The sequence below is a fragment of the Lysinibacillus sp. G4S2 genome (assembly GCF_030348505.1).
In the GTDB taxonomy this organism is placed as follows: domain Bacteria; phylum Bacillota; class Bacilli; order Bacillales_A; family Planococcaceae; genus Lysinibacillus.
In genome coordinates this window covers 1,501,302-1,516,645 of sequence record NZ_JAUCFJ010000002.1, presented here as the reverse complement: position 1 = coordinate 1,516,645, position 15,344 = coordinate 1,501,302, and the positions used below count along the sequence as shown (strand labels likewise).

General features: G+C 34.1%; 15 protein-coding genes and 1 riboswitch. Of the genes, 6 read left to right on the top strand and 9 right to left on the bottom strand.

Annotated elements, in window-relative coordinates:
- Positions 1-181 precede the first annotated feature (181 nt).
- Positions 182-568 carry an NUDIX hydrolase gene (locus tag QUF91_RS07690; protein ID WP_481817419.1) on the top strand — a complete coding sequence of 129 codons (387 nt, stop codon included), beginning with the start codon at positions 182-184 and terminating at the stop codon, positions 566-568.
- Between the two features lie 139 nt (positions 569-707).
- On the opposite strand, the gene QUF91_RS07685 is transcribed toward QUF91_RS07690, so the two are convergent.
- Together QUF91_RS07685 and QUF91_RS07680 are read right to left on the bottom strand one after the other, a co-directional pair.
- The gene (locus QUF91_RS07685) at positions 708-917 is read right to left on the bottom strand and encodes a hypothetical protein (protein WP_285394864.1); all 210 of its coding nucleotides are present in this window, start codon (positions 915-917) and stop codon (positions 708-710) included.
- Between the two features lie 22 nt (positions 918-939).
- Positions 940-1,116, bottom strand: coding sequence for a sporulation protein Cse60 (locus QUF91_RS07680; protein WP_285394866.1), 177 nt, complete (start codon positions 1,114-1,116; stop codon positions 940-942).
- A gap of 366 nt (positions 1,117-1,482) precedes the next feature.
- Between QUF91_RS07680 and QUF91_RS07675 the strand changes: the two genes are divergently transcribed.
- Together QUF91_RS07675 and QUF91_RS07670 are read left to right on the top strand one after the other, a co-directional pair.
- Positions 1,483-2,232 (top strand): MBL fold metallo-hydrolase, encoded by a 750-nt coding sequence (locus tag QUF91_RS07675; RefSeq protein ID WP_289417343.1) that lies wholly within the window; start codon positions 1,483-1,485, stop codon positions 2,230-2,232.
- 73 nt (positions 2,233-2,305) lie between these two features.
- Positions 2,306-3,412 (top strand): hypothetical protein, encoded by a 1,107-nt coding sequence (locus tag QUF91_RS07670; protein WP_289417342.1) that lies wholly within the window; start codon positions 2,306-2,308, stop codon positions 3,410-3,412.
- 112 nt (positions 3,413-3,524) lie between these two features.
- On the opposite strand, the gene glnA is transcribed toward QUF91_RS07670, so the two are convergent.
- Together glnA and QUF91_RS07660 are read right to left on the bottom strand one after the other, a co-directional pair.
- Entirely contained in the window at positions 3,525-4,859 is a 1,335-nt protein-coding gene (gene glnA / locus QUF91_RS07665; RefSeq protein WP_285394870.1) for a type I glutamate--ammonia ligase, read from the bottom strand.
- Positions 4,860-5,099: 240 nt separating this feature from the next.
- Positions 5,100-6,446, bottom strand: coding sequence for a sodium-dependent transporter (locus QUF91_RS07660; protein ID WP_285394871.1), 1,347 nt, complete (start codon positions 6,444-6,446; stop codon positions 5,100-5,102).
- A gap of 1,976 nt (positions 6,447-8,422) precedes the next feature.
- Here QUF91_RS07660 and QUF91_RS07655 point away from each other — a divergent pair.
- The 3 genes from QUF91_RS07655 to QUF91_RS07645 all read left to right on the top strand — a co-directional run bounded on the left by QUF91_RS07655 (position 8,423) and on the right by QUF91_RS07645 (position 11,190).
- A complete protein-coding gene (locus QUF91_RS07655; RefSeq protein ID WP_289417341.1) occupies positions 8,423-9,196 on the top strand; it encodes an SDR family oxidoreductase in 774 nt (257 codons plus the stop codon).
- Positions 9,197-9,417: 221 nt separating this feature from the next.
- Entirely contained in the window at positions 9,418-10,062 is a 645-nt protein-coding gene (locus QUF91_RS07650; RefSeq protein WP_289417340.1) for a hypothetical protein, read from the top strand.
- Between the two features lie 429 nt (positions 10,063-10,491).
- A complete protein-coding gene (locus tag QUF91_RS07645; RefSeq protein ID WP_289417339.1) occupies positions 10,492-11,190 on the top strand; it encodes a hypothetical protein in 699 nt (232 codons plus the stop codon).
- A 22-nt stretch (positions 11,191-11,212) separates the two neighbouring features.
- Here QUF91_RS07645 and QUF91_RS07640 read toward each other — a convergent pair whose 3' ends face one another.
- The 5 genes from QUF91_RS07640 to QUF91_RS07620 all read right to left on the bottom strand — a co-directional run bounded on the left by QUF91_RS07640 (position 11,213) and on the right by QUF91_RS07620 (position 15,340).
- Positions 11,213-12,025 carry a tyrosine-type recombinase/integrase gene (locus QUF91_RS07640; protein WP_289417337.1) on the bottom strand — a complete coding sequence of 271 codons (813 nt, stop codon included), beginning with the start codon at positions 12,023-12,025 and terminating at the stop codon, positions 11,213-11,215.
- 82 nt (positions 12,026-12,107) lie between these two features.
- On the bottom strand, positions 12,108-12,692 hold the full coding sequence (locus tag QUF91_RS07635; RefSeq protein WP_285394880.1) for an ECF transporter S component: 585 nt from the start codon (positions 12,690-12,692) through the stop codon (positions 12,108-12,110).
- Between the two features lie 222 nt (positions 12,693-12,914).
- Positions 12,915-13,112, bottom strand: a riboswitch (FMN riboswitch).
- Positions 13,113-13,500: 388 nt separating this feature from the next.
- The gene (locus tag QUF91_RS07630) at positions 13,501-13,758 is read right to left on the bottom strand and encodes a hypothetical protein (RefSeq protein ID WP_285394882.1); all 258 of its coding nucleotides are present in this window, start codon (positions 13,756-13,758) and stop codon (positions 13,501-13,503) included.
- A gap of 229 nt (positions 13,759-13,987) precedes the next feature.
- Positions 13,988-14,350 carry a MarR family transcriptional regulator gene (locus QUF91_RS07625; RefSeq protein WP_289417335.1) on the bottom strand — a complete coding sequence of 121 codons (363 nt, stop codon included), beginning with the start codon at positions 14,348-14,350 and terminating at the stop codon, positions 13,988-13,990.
- 318 nt (positions 14,351-14,668) lie between these two features.
- Positions 14,669-15,340: a pyridoxamine 5'-phosphate oxidase family protein gene (locus QUF91_RS07620; protein ID WP_285394884.1), complete on the bottom strand. Its 672-nt coding sequence runs from the start codon at positions 15,338-15,340 to the stop codon at positions 14,669-14,671.
- Positions 15,341-15,344: the final 4 nt, after the last annotated feature.

The window sequence follows — 15,344 nt, the reverse complement described above, 5'->3', positions numbered from 1 at the left end:
TTTTGTAGCTACCGCTTCGCTGCAGGGTCTCATCTGTAACACTAATCCCCAAGAAGTCGCCCAGTCGGAACGTAGGTTAACCAATCATACGTTAATACAAATGTCAGCCTTAATTCTCAACAACATCCAGTATATGTTAAAATTAGTATTAAACAGTGTGAAAGGATTGGAGGTTTTGATATTGATTAAATGGCAAGGAGCTGCAGGAATTTGCTTCAATGCAGACAATCAATTATTAATGGTTTTGCAAGGTACTAAAGAAGAGGCTAAATCTTGGGCCGTACCATCAGGTGGAAAAGAAGCTACTGAGAATTTTGAGTCATGTTGTAAAAGCGAGGTATATGAAGAAACCGGATTTGTAGTAGACATCATCAGAGAAGTGTTACATAAAAATAATGATGCAGTGGAAGTTCGTTATTTCGAGATGATCATTACTGGTGGACAAATGATGATACATGATCCCGATGAATTGATTTATGAAATTGCGTGGAAATCAAAAGATGAATTATTAGATTTAACATTATCTTTCCCTGAAGATAGGCAATTTCTTTTATCATTATTCCAATAATTGAATCGTCGTAGCTTTTAATTAATGGTAGTAGGGAGATACCTATGGACACCAAAAATTAGAAAAGTATACTTAGTGCTTGGCATTACCTCTCACAGGTATTTCCCTTTCTTCTGCGGGTAACCACTTATCATATCGATTATTTAATCTTTACTTTTTCAACAGCCGCTTCGTATATCAATTCGTCCTCAATTTTAATATATTGATTTTTCGCTGACTTACAATAGCCTTCTTTTTCTAGAAAATCCTTTAGCTCCGATTTCTTAGCAAATATTGTTTCAATGACATTCCGCTCCTCTTCAGATTCATTTGTTCTTTTAGCAATGGATACCCAATATATTTTTGACAAGTTATATCCCCCTTTGAATCAATTATTTATAAATAATTAATGCTGAATGTATAACAGTATGCTCCCCTATATATAACGTATTATATTTAATATCAACTATTAAATAGTCGCTTAAATCTAATAGAGCGTTATTAATATCATGTTCAAATTGCAAAATATCATTGTTTTGTATTGTTACTACTTGAGTCGCTTGCGTCATACATTTTCCCCCGTTTCTTCTAATCATAGATCTAAAGGAAGTAGTTGTCTCAACAAAATGCTTTCGTAGTAAGAATAGGTCATTAATGTGTTTAAGAACCTAATAACCCTAAAAATAAAATAAGACTCCCCCCTGGTTGATAAAGACAGTTAAAAACTCATTCATATGGTAAAATAAAACATGATATAATGAAATATTATCCATTTAACAAAAATTAAATTAAAGAGTTTCAACAATATACTAAATTAATATGTCTAGCATTCATGATTAATCTTCATTAGAAAGTAGGTTTTTTTTTGAAAATTACTGCTATCCTCGAAAATTCGAAGTTAGAAAAAAAAATTAACTGCAAAGCATGGTTTATCATTGTATATAGAAACCGAACAAATGAACATTATTTTTGATTTAGGTCCCGATCACTCTTATATAAAAAATGCACAAGCATTAGGTATCGATTTAAATAAAGCGAATGCAGTAATTATTTCACACGGGCATTCTGATCATATTGGAGGATTAAGTTATTTGGATGAAGTAAATAAACATGCTCCCATTTATTTGTCTTCGAATGCCTTAGAATCACATTGGCTAAAAATTGGACCCTATTATCATAATGTAGGAGCAAAGGATACATTAAAAAATTTCGATAATCGTCTGAAGTTTATTTACGATGATATAGAACTTACAAAGGGAATTCATATTATTCATTTAGCTCCTACGAATGAATATACGAACAATCTTTATAAAGGGGCTAAGAAGGAATTAGATGATTTCAATCACGAAATCGTGTTAGTGATTGAAAACGAAAATGAGTTAGTACTATTTAGCGGTTGTAGTCATCATGGAATTGTAAACATAACTAAAACTATAACTGAAAAATTTCCAAATAAGAATATCAACGCAACTATCGGCGGATTTCATTTAATTGGTCTACCCATAGTTAACACTTTAGGAAAGTCCCGAGAAGAAGTTATCTCCATTGGTAACACATTAAATGAAATGAAGATTGACTGTATGTATTCTTGCCATTGTACTGGAACAAAAGGATTTAACATTCTCAAAACCGTCTTAAAAGAAAAATTACAATCTTTTAAAACAGGACAAATTATCGAGCTTTAGTAGATGTTACAAATTTCAACCCTTTCATAGACAGCGAGATCTGCTTTTAATCGATGTGAATGGAGAGATTCAATTGAAAATAATTGAGAGAACAATAATACTTTCATGTGCAGCTATATTCCTATTTATTGTTTTTAAAGCCGTATATAATGGGGTACAGTCAAATAGATCTTTAATCAAACCCCAAAGTTCAAACTATTACCAAATAATTGATAAAGATTTTAATAAAACAGTGGACGTACCTTTTACTAATATCAACTCATATAAGGGTAATGCTGACTATATTTATATGAGTGTAGATCAAGAGAGTCCTGCTTTTGATAATAAAATTGTTCAATACAATCGAAAGACCCAGAAATACACAACCATTTTTAACAGTAAATTCAAAATGCCATCAGTTCAAAGGGTAGAATTAAATGATACTTGGTTATTGTGGGTAGATTCCGATGAACACGGAGGGTATCTGAATCCATATTTTATGAATTTAAAGACGCAAGAAATTCACCCATTGACGAAAGAAAATGATGAAAATGTTTCTAATGACTTTCCCATACTAATTGGAGACTATGCAGCTTGGATTCAAATGGACAGAAAAGATGAAAAAGCGCAAGTTCTGCTTAAGAATCTCAAAACAGACGAAACAATCAGTATATATGATTTAAATAGCTACACATACAGAAATATGAATTTGTCTGCGAAAGACGGAAAAATATTATTCACTGATGAAAAAGATTATTTTGGATACCTCTATTTGTATGATGTTAAAAGTAAAGAAATAAAAGAATTTAAAAGTTCCTATGAATTTATTGGTTCGGCAAGGCTACTTAGTAATCAACAATGGGTTTACCTAACGTTTGACGACCCTACTAAATCTTCAACTGGTGATGGTAAGCTGATTTTTTATGACGCTTCGACAAATCATACTCAAGAAGTTGTTTCGGAAGTGTCAATTGCAAATAATCTTTACACAGATTTTAATAATCAAGTGTTCTTTTCTTATAATAATGATGAAAATTGTAGCAAATTATTTCATGTGAAAAATAATTCACTGGTTGAAATTAAGAAATTTGAAACTCCTTACATATATGGGTTTTCTGCAGAAAATTATATCTATATTATTAACCAGGATTTATCAGATGAAAAACGCAAATTAATTATCCAAAGTGAACTACCTAACTAAAAATAGCTATCCCTATCAATGGAAAATAGGGATAGCCTTCTTCTTTGACACTCAATTCCTCACATTTCGGATCAAAAAAGTGTCGGAGCACCAAAGCTCCAACACTCTCCTTCTAATACATTTTCAAATATTCTTCCCGCTCCCAATTGTGGACACGTGTACGATATTTATTCCATTCTATTTCTTTAGCAGCAGTAAATTTCTCAAAGATATGATCACCAAGTGCTTCACGTACAATAGGATCCATCTCTAGTTCAATAAGTGCATTTTCCAATGATGATGGTAGACTGTCGATACCATTTAATTCACGCTCAGCTCGTGACATTTTATAAATATTACGATCTACAGCATCTGGAGGTGTTAGATCTTTGCGAACTCCATCAAGACCAGATGCTAAAATAACAGCCATCGCTAAATATGGGTTTGCAGCTGGATCGACTGAACGAAGCTCGATACGTGTTGAAAGTCCTCGTGCAGCCGGAATTCGAATAAGTGGTGAACGGTTTTGAGCAGACCATGCTACATAGCAAGGAGCTTCGTAGCCAGGCACTAATCGTTTATAGGAATTAACAAGTGGGTTCGTTATTGCTGTAAAACCGTGTACATGTTCTATAATTCCCGCCATAAAACTTCTGGCTGTTTGACTTAATTGTAATTCTGCATTTTCATCGTAAAACGCATTTTTATCCCCTTCAAACAAAGATAAATTGAAATGCATTCCAGAACCGTTGACGCCAAATAATGGCTTTGGCATAAATGTTGCATGTAGTCCATGCTGTGCAGCGATTGTTTTTACAACCAGTTTAAACGTTTGAATATTATCACAGGCTTCGATAGCACTTGCATACTTAAAATCGATTTCATGCTGACCAGGGGCAACCTCATGATGAGAGGCTTCGATTTCAAAACCCATTTCTTCTAGCTCTAATACAATGTCACGTCGACAATTCTCTCCTAAGTCTGTCGGAGCTAAATCGAAGTATCCTCCACTATCGTTTAGCTCAAGTGTTGGGTGTCCTTTTTCATCTAATTTAAACAAGAAAAACTCTGGCTCAGGACCTAAATTAAATGAAGTAAAACCTAACTCCTCCATCTCTTTTAAAACCCTCTTCAGATTAGAGCGTGGATCACCTTCAAACGGTGTACCATCCGGTCTAGCAATATCACAGATAAAGCGCGCCACCTTGCCTTTTTCAGCAGTCCAAGGAAAAATCACGAAGGTACTCAAGTCCGGACGTAAGTACATATCTGATTCCTCAATGCGCACAAAACCTTCAATGGATGAGCCATCAAACATCATTTTGTTGTCCAACGCTTTTTCTAGTTGGCTAACTGGTACTTCCACATTTTTAATCGTTCCCAATATATCAGTAAATTGTAGGCGAATAAATTTCACATTTTCTTCCTTTATTCGACGTCTAATATCTTCTTTTGTATAATGTTTCATTCTCCACCACTCCAATGTAATTTTAATTAACATCACTTCTTGATTACTGTTATTAAAATACATTAAAAGGACAAAAAACGCAATATGTATGTCAGGTTTTATTACATCGATTTTTTCGAATATATTAATCTTATTTTCAGATGGATATGATACATTTATAAAAGGAAAAGAACACTCGTTAACCCATCAATATAAAAAAGTAGGTTGTATTCCAATTAAATGAAATACAACCTACTCTCTTTAATATTGTAAAAGCATATTTACTAACACAACAATAATCACAACAGGTACTACTATTAACATCAGTAGACGATACGTTGTATAGAACCCCTGTCCCATTTTACTACCTATCAACAATTCCTTCTTCACAAACTCTTTATCAACTACATACGCAATAAAGATCGCAATCAATAAGTTACCTAACGGAAGCATTAAGTTTGATACTAAAAAGTCAGTTGCATCGAAAATCGTTTTCCCAAAGATTGATACATCCGCTAATGTACTTGATGAAAGCGCTGCTGGGATTGCGGCAATAAAGACTACTACACCTAGTAACATCGTTAATGTAGAACGAGACATACGACCCTTTTCAATAAATGCCGCTACGATAATTTCATATAAACTGAAAGAAGAAGTTAACGTTGCGAATAAAAATAATAATAAAAACATCGCTAAGAATACTTCACCAAACGGCATTTGACTAAACGCTGTTGGCAGAACCATAAATAGTAAGCCCGGTCCAGCTGCAGGCTCTAAATCAAAAGCAAACACGACAGGGAAAATCGCTAATCCTGCCAAAAACGATACAAGTACAGTTAATAGTACAACTGAGCCCGCCGAGTTAGGCAAACTCACATCCTTTTTTAAATATGAGCTGTATGTCACAAGACAAGAAAACCCTACCGCTAAGCCAAAGAAGGACTGTCCTAACGCTTCTAATACAGCCTTACCAGTAATATTGGAAAAATCCGGCCATAAGAAGAATTTAACCCCTTCCATTGCCCCATCTAATGTTACCGCTCGCACAACAAGTACTATAAACATGATAAATAATAAAGGCATCATCCACTTATTTGCCTTCTCTATACCATTTTGTACGCCAAGTGAAATGACTAGTACATTTATCAGCGTAAACAACCCTAAACCTAGTAATGTAATCCAAGGCGTCCCTACAATCTTTCCAAATAATTCACTAGGATCATTTGCAGGATCAATAACAGCCCCAGTTATACCAAGCCCACTATATATAAAAATCCAGCCTCCTACAACGCTGTAAAAAGTTAATAACAAAAAACAACCCAACACGCCCATTCGGCCAACCCATGCCCAACCTGTTTTTGTTGGTGCAATTTTTTTATAGGCAGTCACAGCCTCTGACTGTGTACCACGACCTAAAACGTATTCTGATAATAGCATCGGTAAACCAATCAACAATGTAAATAGAACAAAAATAAGGAAAAACGCTCCCCCACCACTTTGTCCAGTAACATACGGAAGCTTCCAAATTGCTCCCAGTCCAATTGCAGCTCCTGCCGATGCTAAAATAAAGCCTAACTTACTAGACCACTGACTCTTTTTTTCACTCATCTCTTCAAACTCCTCTAACATTCTAAACTCTTCCTTATTTTACACGAAAATACTAAACGCGACTAGATAAAGTGAAACTTTAATCAGTGGCGGTTTTCTCCATCCCCACTGATCATTAGTTGTCACCAATCAGGCTTTTTCGGACAGTTAATCTCTCACCTAACGAGGCGGGAGTCTTGTACCTGACGCTTTGTTTTCGTTACAGATAAATTACTGTCCGTTTATGCAGGAGAAAAAGTGATCGGGTTTGATGCAAAACCACTCAGGCAGGACGCATAAGTGATCGACTTTAAACCAAAACCGCTCAGATAGGACCACTTACTATCCTCAATCTCTCTACAGCACAACACATGGCTCTATAGCACAATCAGACAAGCCGTGTAAGCACTTCCTCCACTTCCCTGTTGACCCTCATAGGTTCGTTAAATGGCTATGTGAGCTTGTTACTCAGAGCTTATAACATTCAATCTTTTGTTATCCATACACTTTCACTTCGCATCAACATTTGGAAATATGTTACACTATTCCAAACAACTGATTATTCAGGTATTCAACTCCCATGAAAGAACTTAATCATCTTTCATTTTCTGTGGTAAAGTGTTGATTTTTGGCACTTCATGGATGGCTAACTTAACAATTTAGTTTATCAACAAATAAATTGTTTTCTGAAACGCAATTAATCATGAACACCAAGGTATTTTTCTTTCAGCTCTATTGAAGGTAATCATTTACAATCGAAACAAAGAATGAGAGGTGGTAATATATTGAAACAACATAAAGAGTTTTATCCAATCATTTTAACTTTAGTTTTGTTCTTAGTTGCATTATTTATTTTCTTTGTATTTAGGTCTCCGAATATAAATCTATGGATTCCAATTTTCTTATATGTTTTGATAGACATTGGGTTTATTGTGTCATTAATTTTAGGGGTCAAGTCTAAAAATATAACTGTAAAGGTGTTCAGTATTCTTTCAAACATTACATTTATGATACCGTTATCAATATTGATATTTCTGTTACTGTTGGCAAATGGAATTTCTGAACCATAGAGAATCAAAATCAAGGAAACTCGTCAGGGCTTCCTTAATTTATTATTCGATTATCAACATTATAATTTAACAGAGCCTTTAAAAAATAAAAAATACCTTCAAGGTTTATATAGAAAGATAAAACAACAGCGTAAGAAAGATAAAAATGATAACAAAATTGGTATAGTCATTGTAAATATTTGTGTTGTATTAGCGATTTTGGTTCTTATACTAAATGCATTTATCAAAGAGTTCTAGATTGTTTTATTGGAAAATTTGAGCGTTGAAAATTATAAAAAATGTATTTAAACTCCCATGAAAGAACTTAATCATCTTTCATTTTCTGTGATGTAGCGCTGGTTTTTGTGCTACATGGATGGTTAACAGAGGCTTTAGTTTAATAAGAACAGGACTTGTGTTCATGATTAAACTTCATGTATGCAAGTCCTTTTGCTATGCTTCCTCAATCACTCCAGCAGCTTCACACATAGCTCTGTAGCAACGATTAAACAACCTATGTCAGTGATTCCTCAGCTCCACTATCTGCCCTCATTGGCTCATTATATGCTTATAAGTGGTACTACGGTTGCTATCGTTGCTCATAGGGTTTGTAGCAAACACTCTATTAGCACAGCACTTCATTTGAGGAAGGTGTATCTCTGAATACCAACCTGAGAGCAATCTAGGCAACCAAGTGTATGTCTATCTAATCCTCGATTCGTCTGAGGGCTATTCTGGACTTAACAATGCACATCAGCTTAGTGATGTGCTACCGCAATCTCTTCATAACTTGCTTTATAAGCTCACTCTTCCATACACCAATATTTGTAAACGTGTTAAACTATACCAAACGACTGATTATTCAGTTATTGAACGAACGGACAGTTTAGTTCAATAAGTAATTTGGTCAATCATGGTAAAGTAATATTAGTTATAGGAGAGATGATAATGGACCAATTAAAAGGGAAAGTTGCGATTGTTACGGGTGTAAGCCGTCTGAAAGGGATAGGAGCTGCTATTTGTAAGGAGTTAGCTGATTCGGGTTATCATATATTTTTTACTTATTGGACGGAATATGATAAAAAAATGCCTTGGAGCATTGAATTAGATGAACCCGTTAAATTAAAAGAAGAATTAATAAAAAAAGGTATTAAGGTATCATTTATGGAGTTGGATTTAACTCAACATGATGCACCTGAACAACTTATAAATAAAGTTTCTGAACAACTTGGTAGTCCTGATATCTTGATTAATAACGCAGCATACTCAACCAACAACGATTTTTCTAATTTAACTGCCGAAGAATTAGATAAACATTACATGGTAAATGTGCGTGCAACGACACTATTAAGTAGTAGATTTGCTCAAAGGTTTGATAAGAAATCAGGTGGAAGAATAGTCAATATTACTTCAGGTCAGTTTCAAGGACCAATGCCTGGCGAATTAGCATATGCAACAACAAAAGGTGCAGTTGATGCTTTAACTATTACGTTGTCAGCTGAACTAGCCCCTTTAGGAATAACGGTTAATGCATTAAATCCAGGTCCAACTGATACAGGTTGGATGACAGAAGAAATAAAAAATGAATTAAAACCGATGTTTCCTTTCGGTAGAATAGGAAAACCGAGAGATGTTGCAAAAACTATTAAATTTCTAGTGAGCGATGAAGCAGATTGGATTACAGGTCAGATTATTCATTCAGAAGGTGGATTTAAAAGGTAAATTTAACTAAAAAGGCTTTGGTTTTAGAACCTTTTTGTTGTATTAAATTCCAAGGAAGTTATCAATTTGTGAAACATTGTACTTAAACTCCCATGAAAGAACGTAATCATCTTTCATTTTCTGTGGTGAAGTGTTGATTTTTGGCGCTTCATGGATGGCTAACGGGGCTCAAGAGTTGAAGAGGGTTACTCTAAATATAAAAGTAGCAAAGAGGATATTAAATGATAAGTAAAATAGAATTATACGAAAAAGAGTCTCAGGAATTCAAACCTTTTAAACACTTTATTTCACGCATTCAAGTAATACGGAAAGAATCCAGCTATGGGGCTGAAGTTGCCTCAAAATGGACTGATATTTTAAACCAAACTCTTGTATATGAAACTTACCCAGTGATACATCCAATTGGTCAGGAGACATTCTCGTTATATGCAGAGTTCACGACTGGTGTATTTGAGTATACCTTAGACATAGACGGGGCTACTACATTTATAAAAGAAAAAAACATTAAACCCATAAAGATTTCTCCATCGAATATAATTGAAGCTGTTGACCAAGGTAACATAAATAAAGACCCAAATCGAATAAAACCCAATCATAAAAATCCTGTAATGGTACTTCAGAGTCGATTTTTAACCAACAACAAACCTTATTGTATCAATGGAAACCATCGTATATTTGAAGCATATAGAAATAATGACGAACAAATAGAAGTTTATGTTTTTAAAGATTTGGAGTTTGTTCCTTTCTTTTATGACGTTCTAAGTAAAGCAACATATTTTTTAGAAATCGATTACCATAATGTGGTTAATGATAGAAGATATTTCTTGCATAACGAAAATGGTGCATTTGCAAATGAATTTAAGTAAATACGTTTCTTCAACTCCCATGAAAGAACTTAATCATCTTTCATTTTCTGTGATGTAGCGCTGGTTTTTGCGCTACATGAATGGCTAACGGGGGCTATCCTTCAATAAGAATAGAACTTGTGTTTATGATTAAATTTCATAAATGCAAGTCCTTTGGTTATGCTTCCTCAAGCGCTCCCAAAACCCAACATATGGCTTTGTAGCTCCATTCAAACAGCCTGTGTAAATGATTCCCCCACTTCACTATCAACGGTCACAGGCTCGTTAAAGGCTTCTAAGAGCTTGCTACTCAGCTAGCTCATTCTCACAAAGTTAATGAATATACATAAATGTTTCCTCACATGTATTCACCAATATTTGTAAATATGATACAATCAACAAAATAACTAATTATTCTGTCATTAAATTAATTTACGTGAGGTGAAGATGTTGAAAAATTATATATTTGCAGGAGTTTTACTTGGAACTGTCTTATTATCAGGCTGTGTAAATGAAAAAGTAGAAAATGTAGAACCATCAGAACCTTTAACTGATGGACAAACAGTAGAAAATAAAAAGTTATCTAATATTGACAAAGTAGTTGTACCACCAACTCCTTTAGACTTAACACAAGAACAAAAAGAAAAGTATTACAAGGAATATATTTCTCTTGTAGAGAAAGTTAATGCAGAATATAATGAAGACTTTATTATAGAGCCTATATCTAAGTTTTTAGAGGAATATTGGGTTGAAGTTAAGGATTTTGAAAAGATATTAAAAGAAAGAGTAGATGCTTCATTTATAGTTTCAAAAAACAACGAAGCTTATCCTCCAACTATTGTGCCTAAGTCAGTGGAATTACATACAAGTTCAAATGTAGCGATTATTAGTTTTAAAGGTTCTTTTGAAACACAGTTAAATTCCAATACACCTGATGGTAGACAGTTGTTCTCAGCTATGAACTCTATTTCTTCGCAAATTGAAAATGGTAGCGGTAATTGGATACAAACAGGATACGATTATTCAATGGTAGAAGGTGGGCGTACTTTTCTAATTACTGTGGGTGGAAAATACTCACAAAACGGTGTTACTTCTTCTCATATCATAGAAGTAGAATTTCATTGTAATAAAAATGGTGGTATTAGTTGATGACAGAAAGACAAAGGTCATATTAAACGTGGGCGATTCCGAGAATCTTTTGTAACGTGAATACGTCTCCTCCATTAACTAAAAATCGATGAGCAAACGTATGAGCCGACAATCTAACATCTTTAAAGTTCATAGCTATTTGCAGACGTTTAAACACGCTTTTAGTTGAGTCATAAGCCATTTGAGAGCCATCTCTATTAACAAAGACGTATTCTGGCAATTCTTTAAAGTAGCGAGTACAAAAAACCTTTAACTCGTTTAACTCATCAATAACCTTATCTGTTAATGGCACTGTTTCCTGCCTTCTATTTTTCCCAAATATATATAACTGAAAATGTTGTTCATCAATATCTGACCACTTAATCCCTCTTAATTCTCCAATTCTAATGCCAGTACCGAGCAATAAGATAATAATAGTGTGATTTCTGTATGCCGTGTATTCATGATCCTTTCTTCTCAACCTTCTGTAATAGGAAAGCATTTGTTGAATATGCGAATCTTTGAATACTTCGATACGATAGTCAGTTTCTTGACGTTTTACTTTTTTGCACGGATTAGATTTAATATACTCGTTATCCAATAAGTGGTTGAAAAAGTTATTGAGATTTTTTAGCTTAACATTAATCGTAGTTGGATTATTCCCTCGTTCATTTTTACAATATAATAAGTAACTTTTAATATGGGCATGTGTGACATCTGAAGCATCTAATACCTCATTTTCAGTCGACCAGCGTTTGAATTCACGAAAAAACATTCTATATCCATCTAATGTATTTTTGCTTAAATTCTGCAACTCTTTTTCCTCTGAAAAATCTGCAATTGCAAATTTAAGCAACAAAAAACACCTCCTAGACTTAACAGTCCAATAAGGTGTCTTTACTTGAACACTATCCTAAATCATACTTTTTTTCACGAAATTAACTCATATACATAGAACGCTGATTATTAATCCATTTACGCATCGTTGTGAATAGTAACGCCATAATGACCGTTATTAAAATACCTTTCACAATATTAAATGGCAAGATTCCAGCTACAATCATTTTATATAGTGAATCACCTACAACAGGTTCCATACCTAAAAAGTAAGTGTACATTGGTAAAAATACTGCATAGTTTAGAAGGCTCATACCTACTGCCATAACGATTGTTCCAGCAGCTAAACCACTGACAAGCCCTTTAACTGTTTTGAAGCGATTAAAAATAAAGCTAACTGGTAATATAAATAAAATACCTGTTGTAAAGTTTGCGATATGTCCTACCGGTACTCCTGTTGGCGTGCCTGAGAAAATCCAGTCCAACACATTTTTAAAGAATTCTACTAAAATACCAGCTACTGGTCCCATTGTAATCGCAGCAAGCAATGCTGGCATATCACTAAAATCTACCTCCAAAAACGCCGGGAATGGCGGAATTGGGAAATTAAAAAGCATTAATAAAAACGAAATACTGCTCAGCATACCAATCGTTATAAACGATTGAAGTTTCACATTTTTCTTCATTGAAAACTCTCTCCTCTTTGCTGATTCAATCTCGCAAGAAGAAAGGTGACGACCTCATCAATTATTATCATGAAAAAACCCTTATGCCAAAAGAGCATAAGGGAGAATAGGCATGATTAAAAGACGCCATTAATTAGCTATTTTCGAGCAAGCGCTGTGTGAAGACACATTGAAAAAACGCTCGTACTTAGCTAAATTCATAATAATGAATGACGATCGTACCTCCATCTTCTCCCATCCAGACTGTAACTGTCGGCCTTGGAATTGCACCAAGTCAGCCATGCAAAAAACTATTTGCACAGGTCGCGGGCTGAAGAGTCTTTAGTAAATCATTCGAGCCAATGTATTTTAACAATAACATTAGCGATTTACAACTCCATTACCGCCGGTCGGGATTTTCACCCTGCCCCGAAGATGAATCAATATTTTTTTGTTGTATAACTTTACTATAATGAATTATTAGGAAAAAGTAAATAGCTTTGCTTAAAAAATCCCGATTAAACTTGTATGTTTTGACCCATAAACTGGCTCAACACCTAACTCAGGATTACTTTCTATCCCTCTTCCGGCTTGCTCCAAGGTCTGATCTGTGACGCTATGATTTATCGCGAGCCTCTATTCCAATCATCTTATTTACATCGTGTAGCTTTGGAATGAAGTTCGATTAGAAAATGCCTTTCTATCCTTATTTAATAACAAAACAGAAAAACTTCATTTAACAAGCTAACATCTCATTCTTGCAATTTTTTTGACGTTTGTTGAACAAAAAAGTAATGCACATTTTCATATAATAATCCAACAGAAAAAGCTATTCTGTTAAATTAGAAAAAGATGGCTGTTTTTCCCAATCGGAAGAACCAATTTTCATCCAATACTCCCCTTTTTGTTTATCAAAAATGATAAAGTAATCGGATGTTATTGTGATAAAATCATATCTATTTTGTTCGTTATCAGTCTCTTTAATACCTTCATGATTGGTTATTAAAGATTGGGAAATTAGCCATGAACTTAAAACAATACATATTCCCAAAAACACAATAGAAAAAGGCTGTAAATTTTTACTCATTAACTTTCCCTCCTCATATACAATTAAATTCTTTACTCCATTCATTATTCCTCCACTAATCTGTCCGTTAGCAATCCATAAAGCGCAAAAATCAGCACTTCATCACAGAAAATGAAAGATGAATAAGTTCTTTTGAGGTTAGTATCGCGGGAGTTGAAGAAGAATCCAATCCACAACTCTTGAATTGCGACACTTAAAGGTATAAAAAAAGACCGTCTATCGACAGTCCTTATAACTTATAATTAAGTAGCTTTTGTTTAAACTCACTCAATACTCTTTTCCGTTCTTCATAACCTTTTTGATCTGCTTCTTCCCAAAGTTCAAGATCTGCACCACGTTCGATTAAACCAATAGCATTGTTACATACTTGTTCTTGAAGACATTTTCTCTCTAGTTGTATTGCTGCTAAACCGATATATACTAAAGACATTACTTCCTGGTCATCATCAATACTAAATTCATCCGAATATTCTTCTAAGATTATTTGAGTTGCTTCCTCAACGGTTTTTCCTTCTTCCAAATAATCAATAAAAACATCTCTCACCTCACAAGTAATATCATCATCAAATATCCCTTTTCCCCAGGTACCCATTTAATCACCTCTTAGTTTTTTACTCTTAGCTTAACAGAAAAACCTTATTTTGTAAGAATCGACTCAAGAAATCATTCAACTAATTACCCTTACATGAATAAAAAACCTTCTTCTTCTTTCAAATCCCTGATAGGCAAGCAGGCGATACTAAATAAAATGGCTCCAGAACAATACTGATGGATGTATTATAGATGATCCTACTGATAAAGATAATGTAAAAAAGACAATAAAGTTATTTAATTTTAAAACCTAATTATTGAACAATAGCGTCCGTTTGTTGAAGATCATTGCTGAGCATTGATTAAGAAAAACACCTTTTCAATAAAGTCTTTTTGTATAACTTTCCTGAAGTCTTTCAGCAATTATATCAACACTAGAGTTTGGAATCTTAGCGTGTTCAAATAAAATTTTAGCAGCTGATGGTAATGTTTCCTTATTAGCCCAAGAGGACGGTTCCCATAATTTTGACCTCTTAAAAGCTTTTGCACAATGTATGAAACATTCCTCTACTTCCACTCCAATACCTACAATAGGTTTTTGTCCTTTAACAGCCATCTTTTCAAGTAGTTCATCATCTTTTACCAAACAAGCCTTGCCGTTAACTCTGAGTGTTTCCCCTAATCCCGGAATAAAAAATAAAAGACCCACTTTCGGATTTAATAAAATATTACGCATAGAATCTAATCTTTTGTTTCCTGGTCTTTCTGGAATAATTAAATGCTTATTATCTAGTACACGAACAAAGCCAGGCATATCCCCTCTTGGTGAAACATCACAGAAACCTAGATTATCAGAAGTTGAAATCACTAAAAAAGGCGACTTAGAAATAAAATCATAGCAATGATGGTCTAAATCTGTAATCACCTTTCTTATTACTAACTCACTCGGAAATCCAATAATTGAACGTAATTCTTCTTCAGTTTCAATAGTATTTTTAAATTTTTTATTTTGTTCCAAACAGACTTCGCTCCTTCGATTTACGACTAACATATGA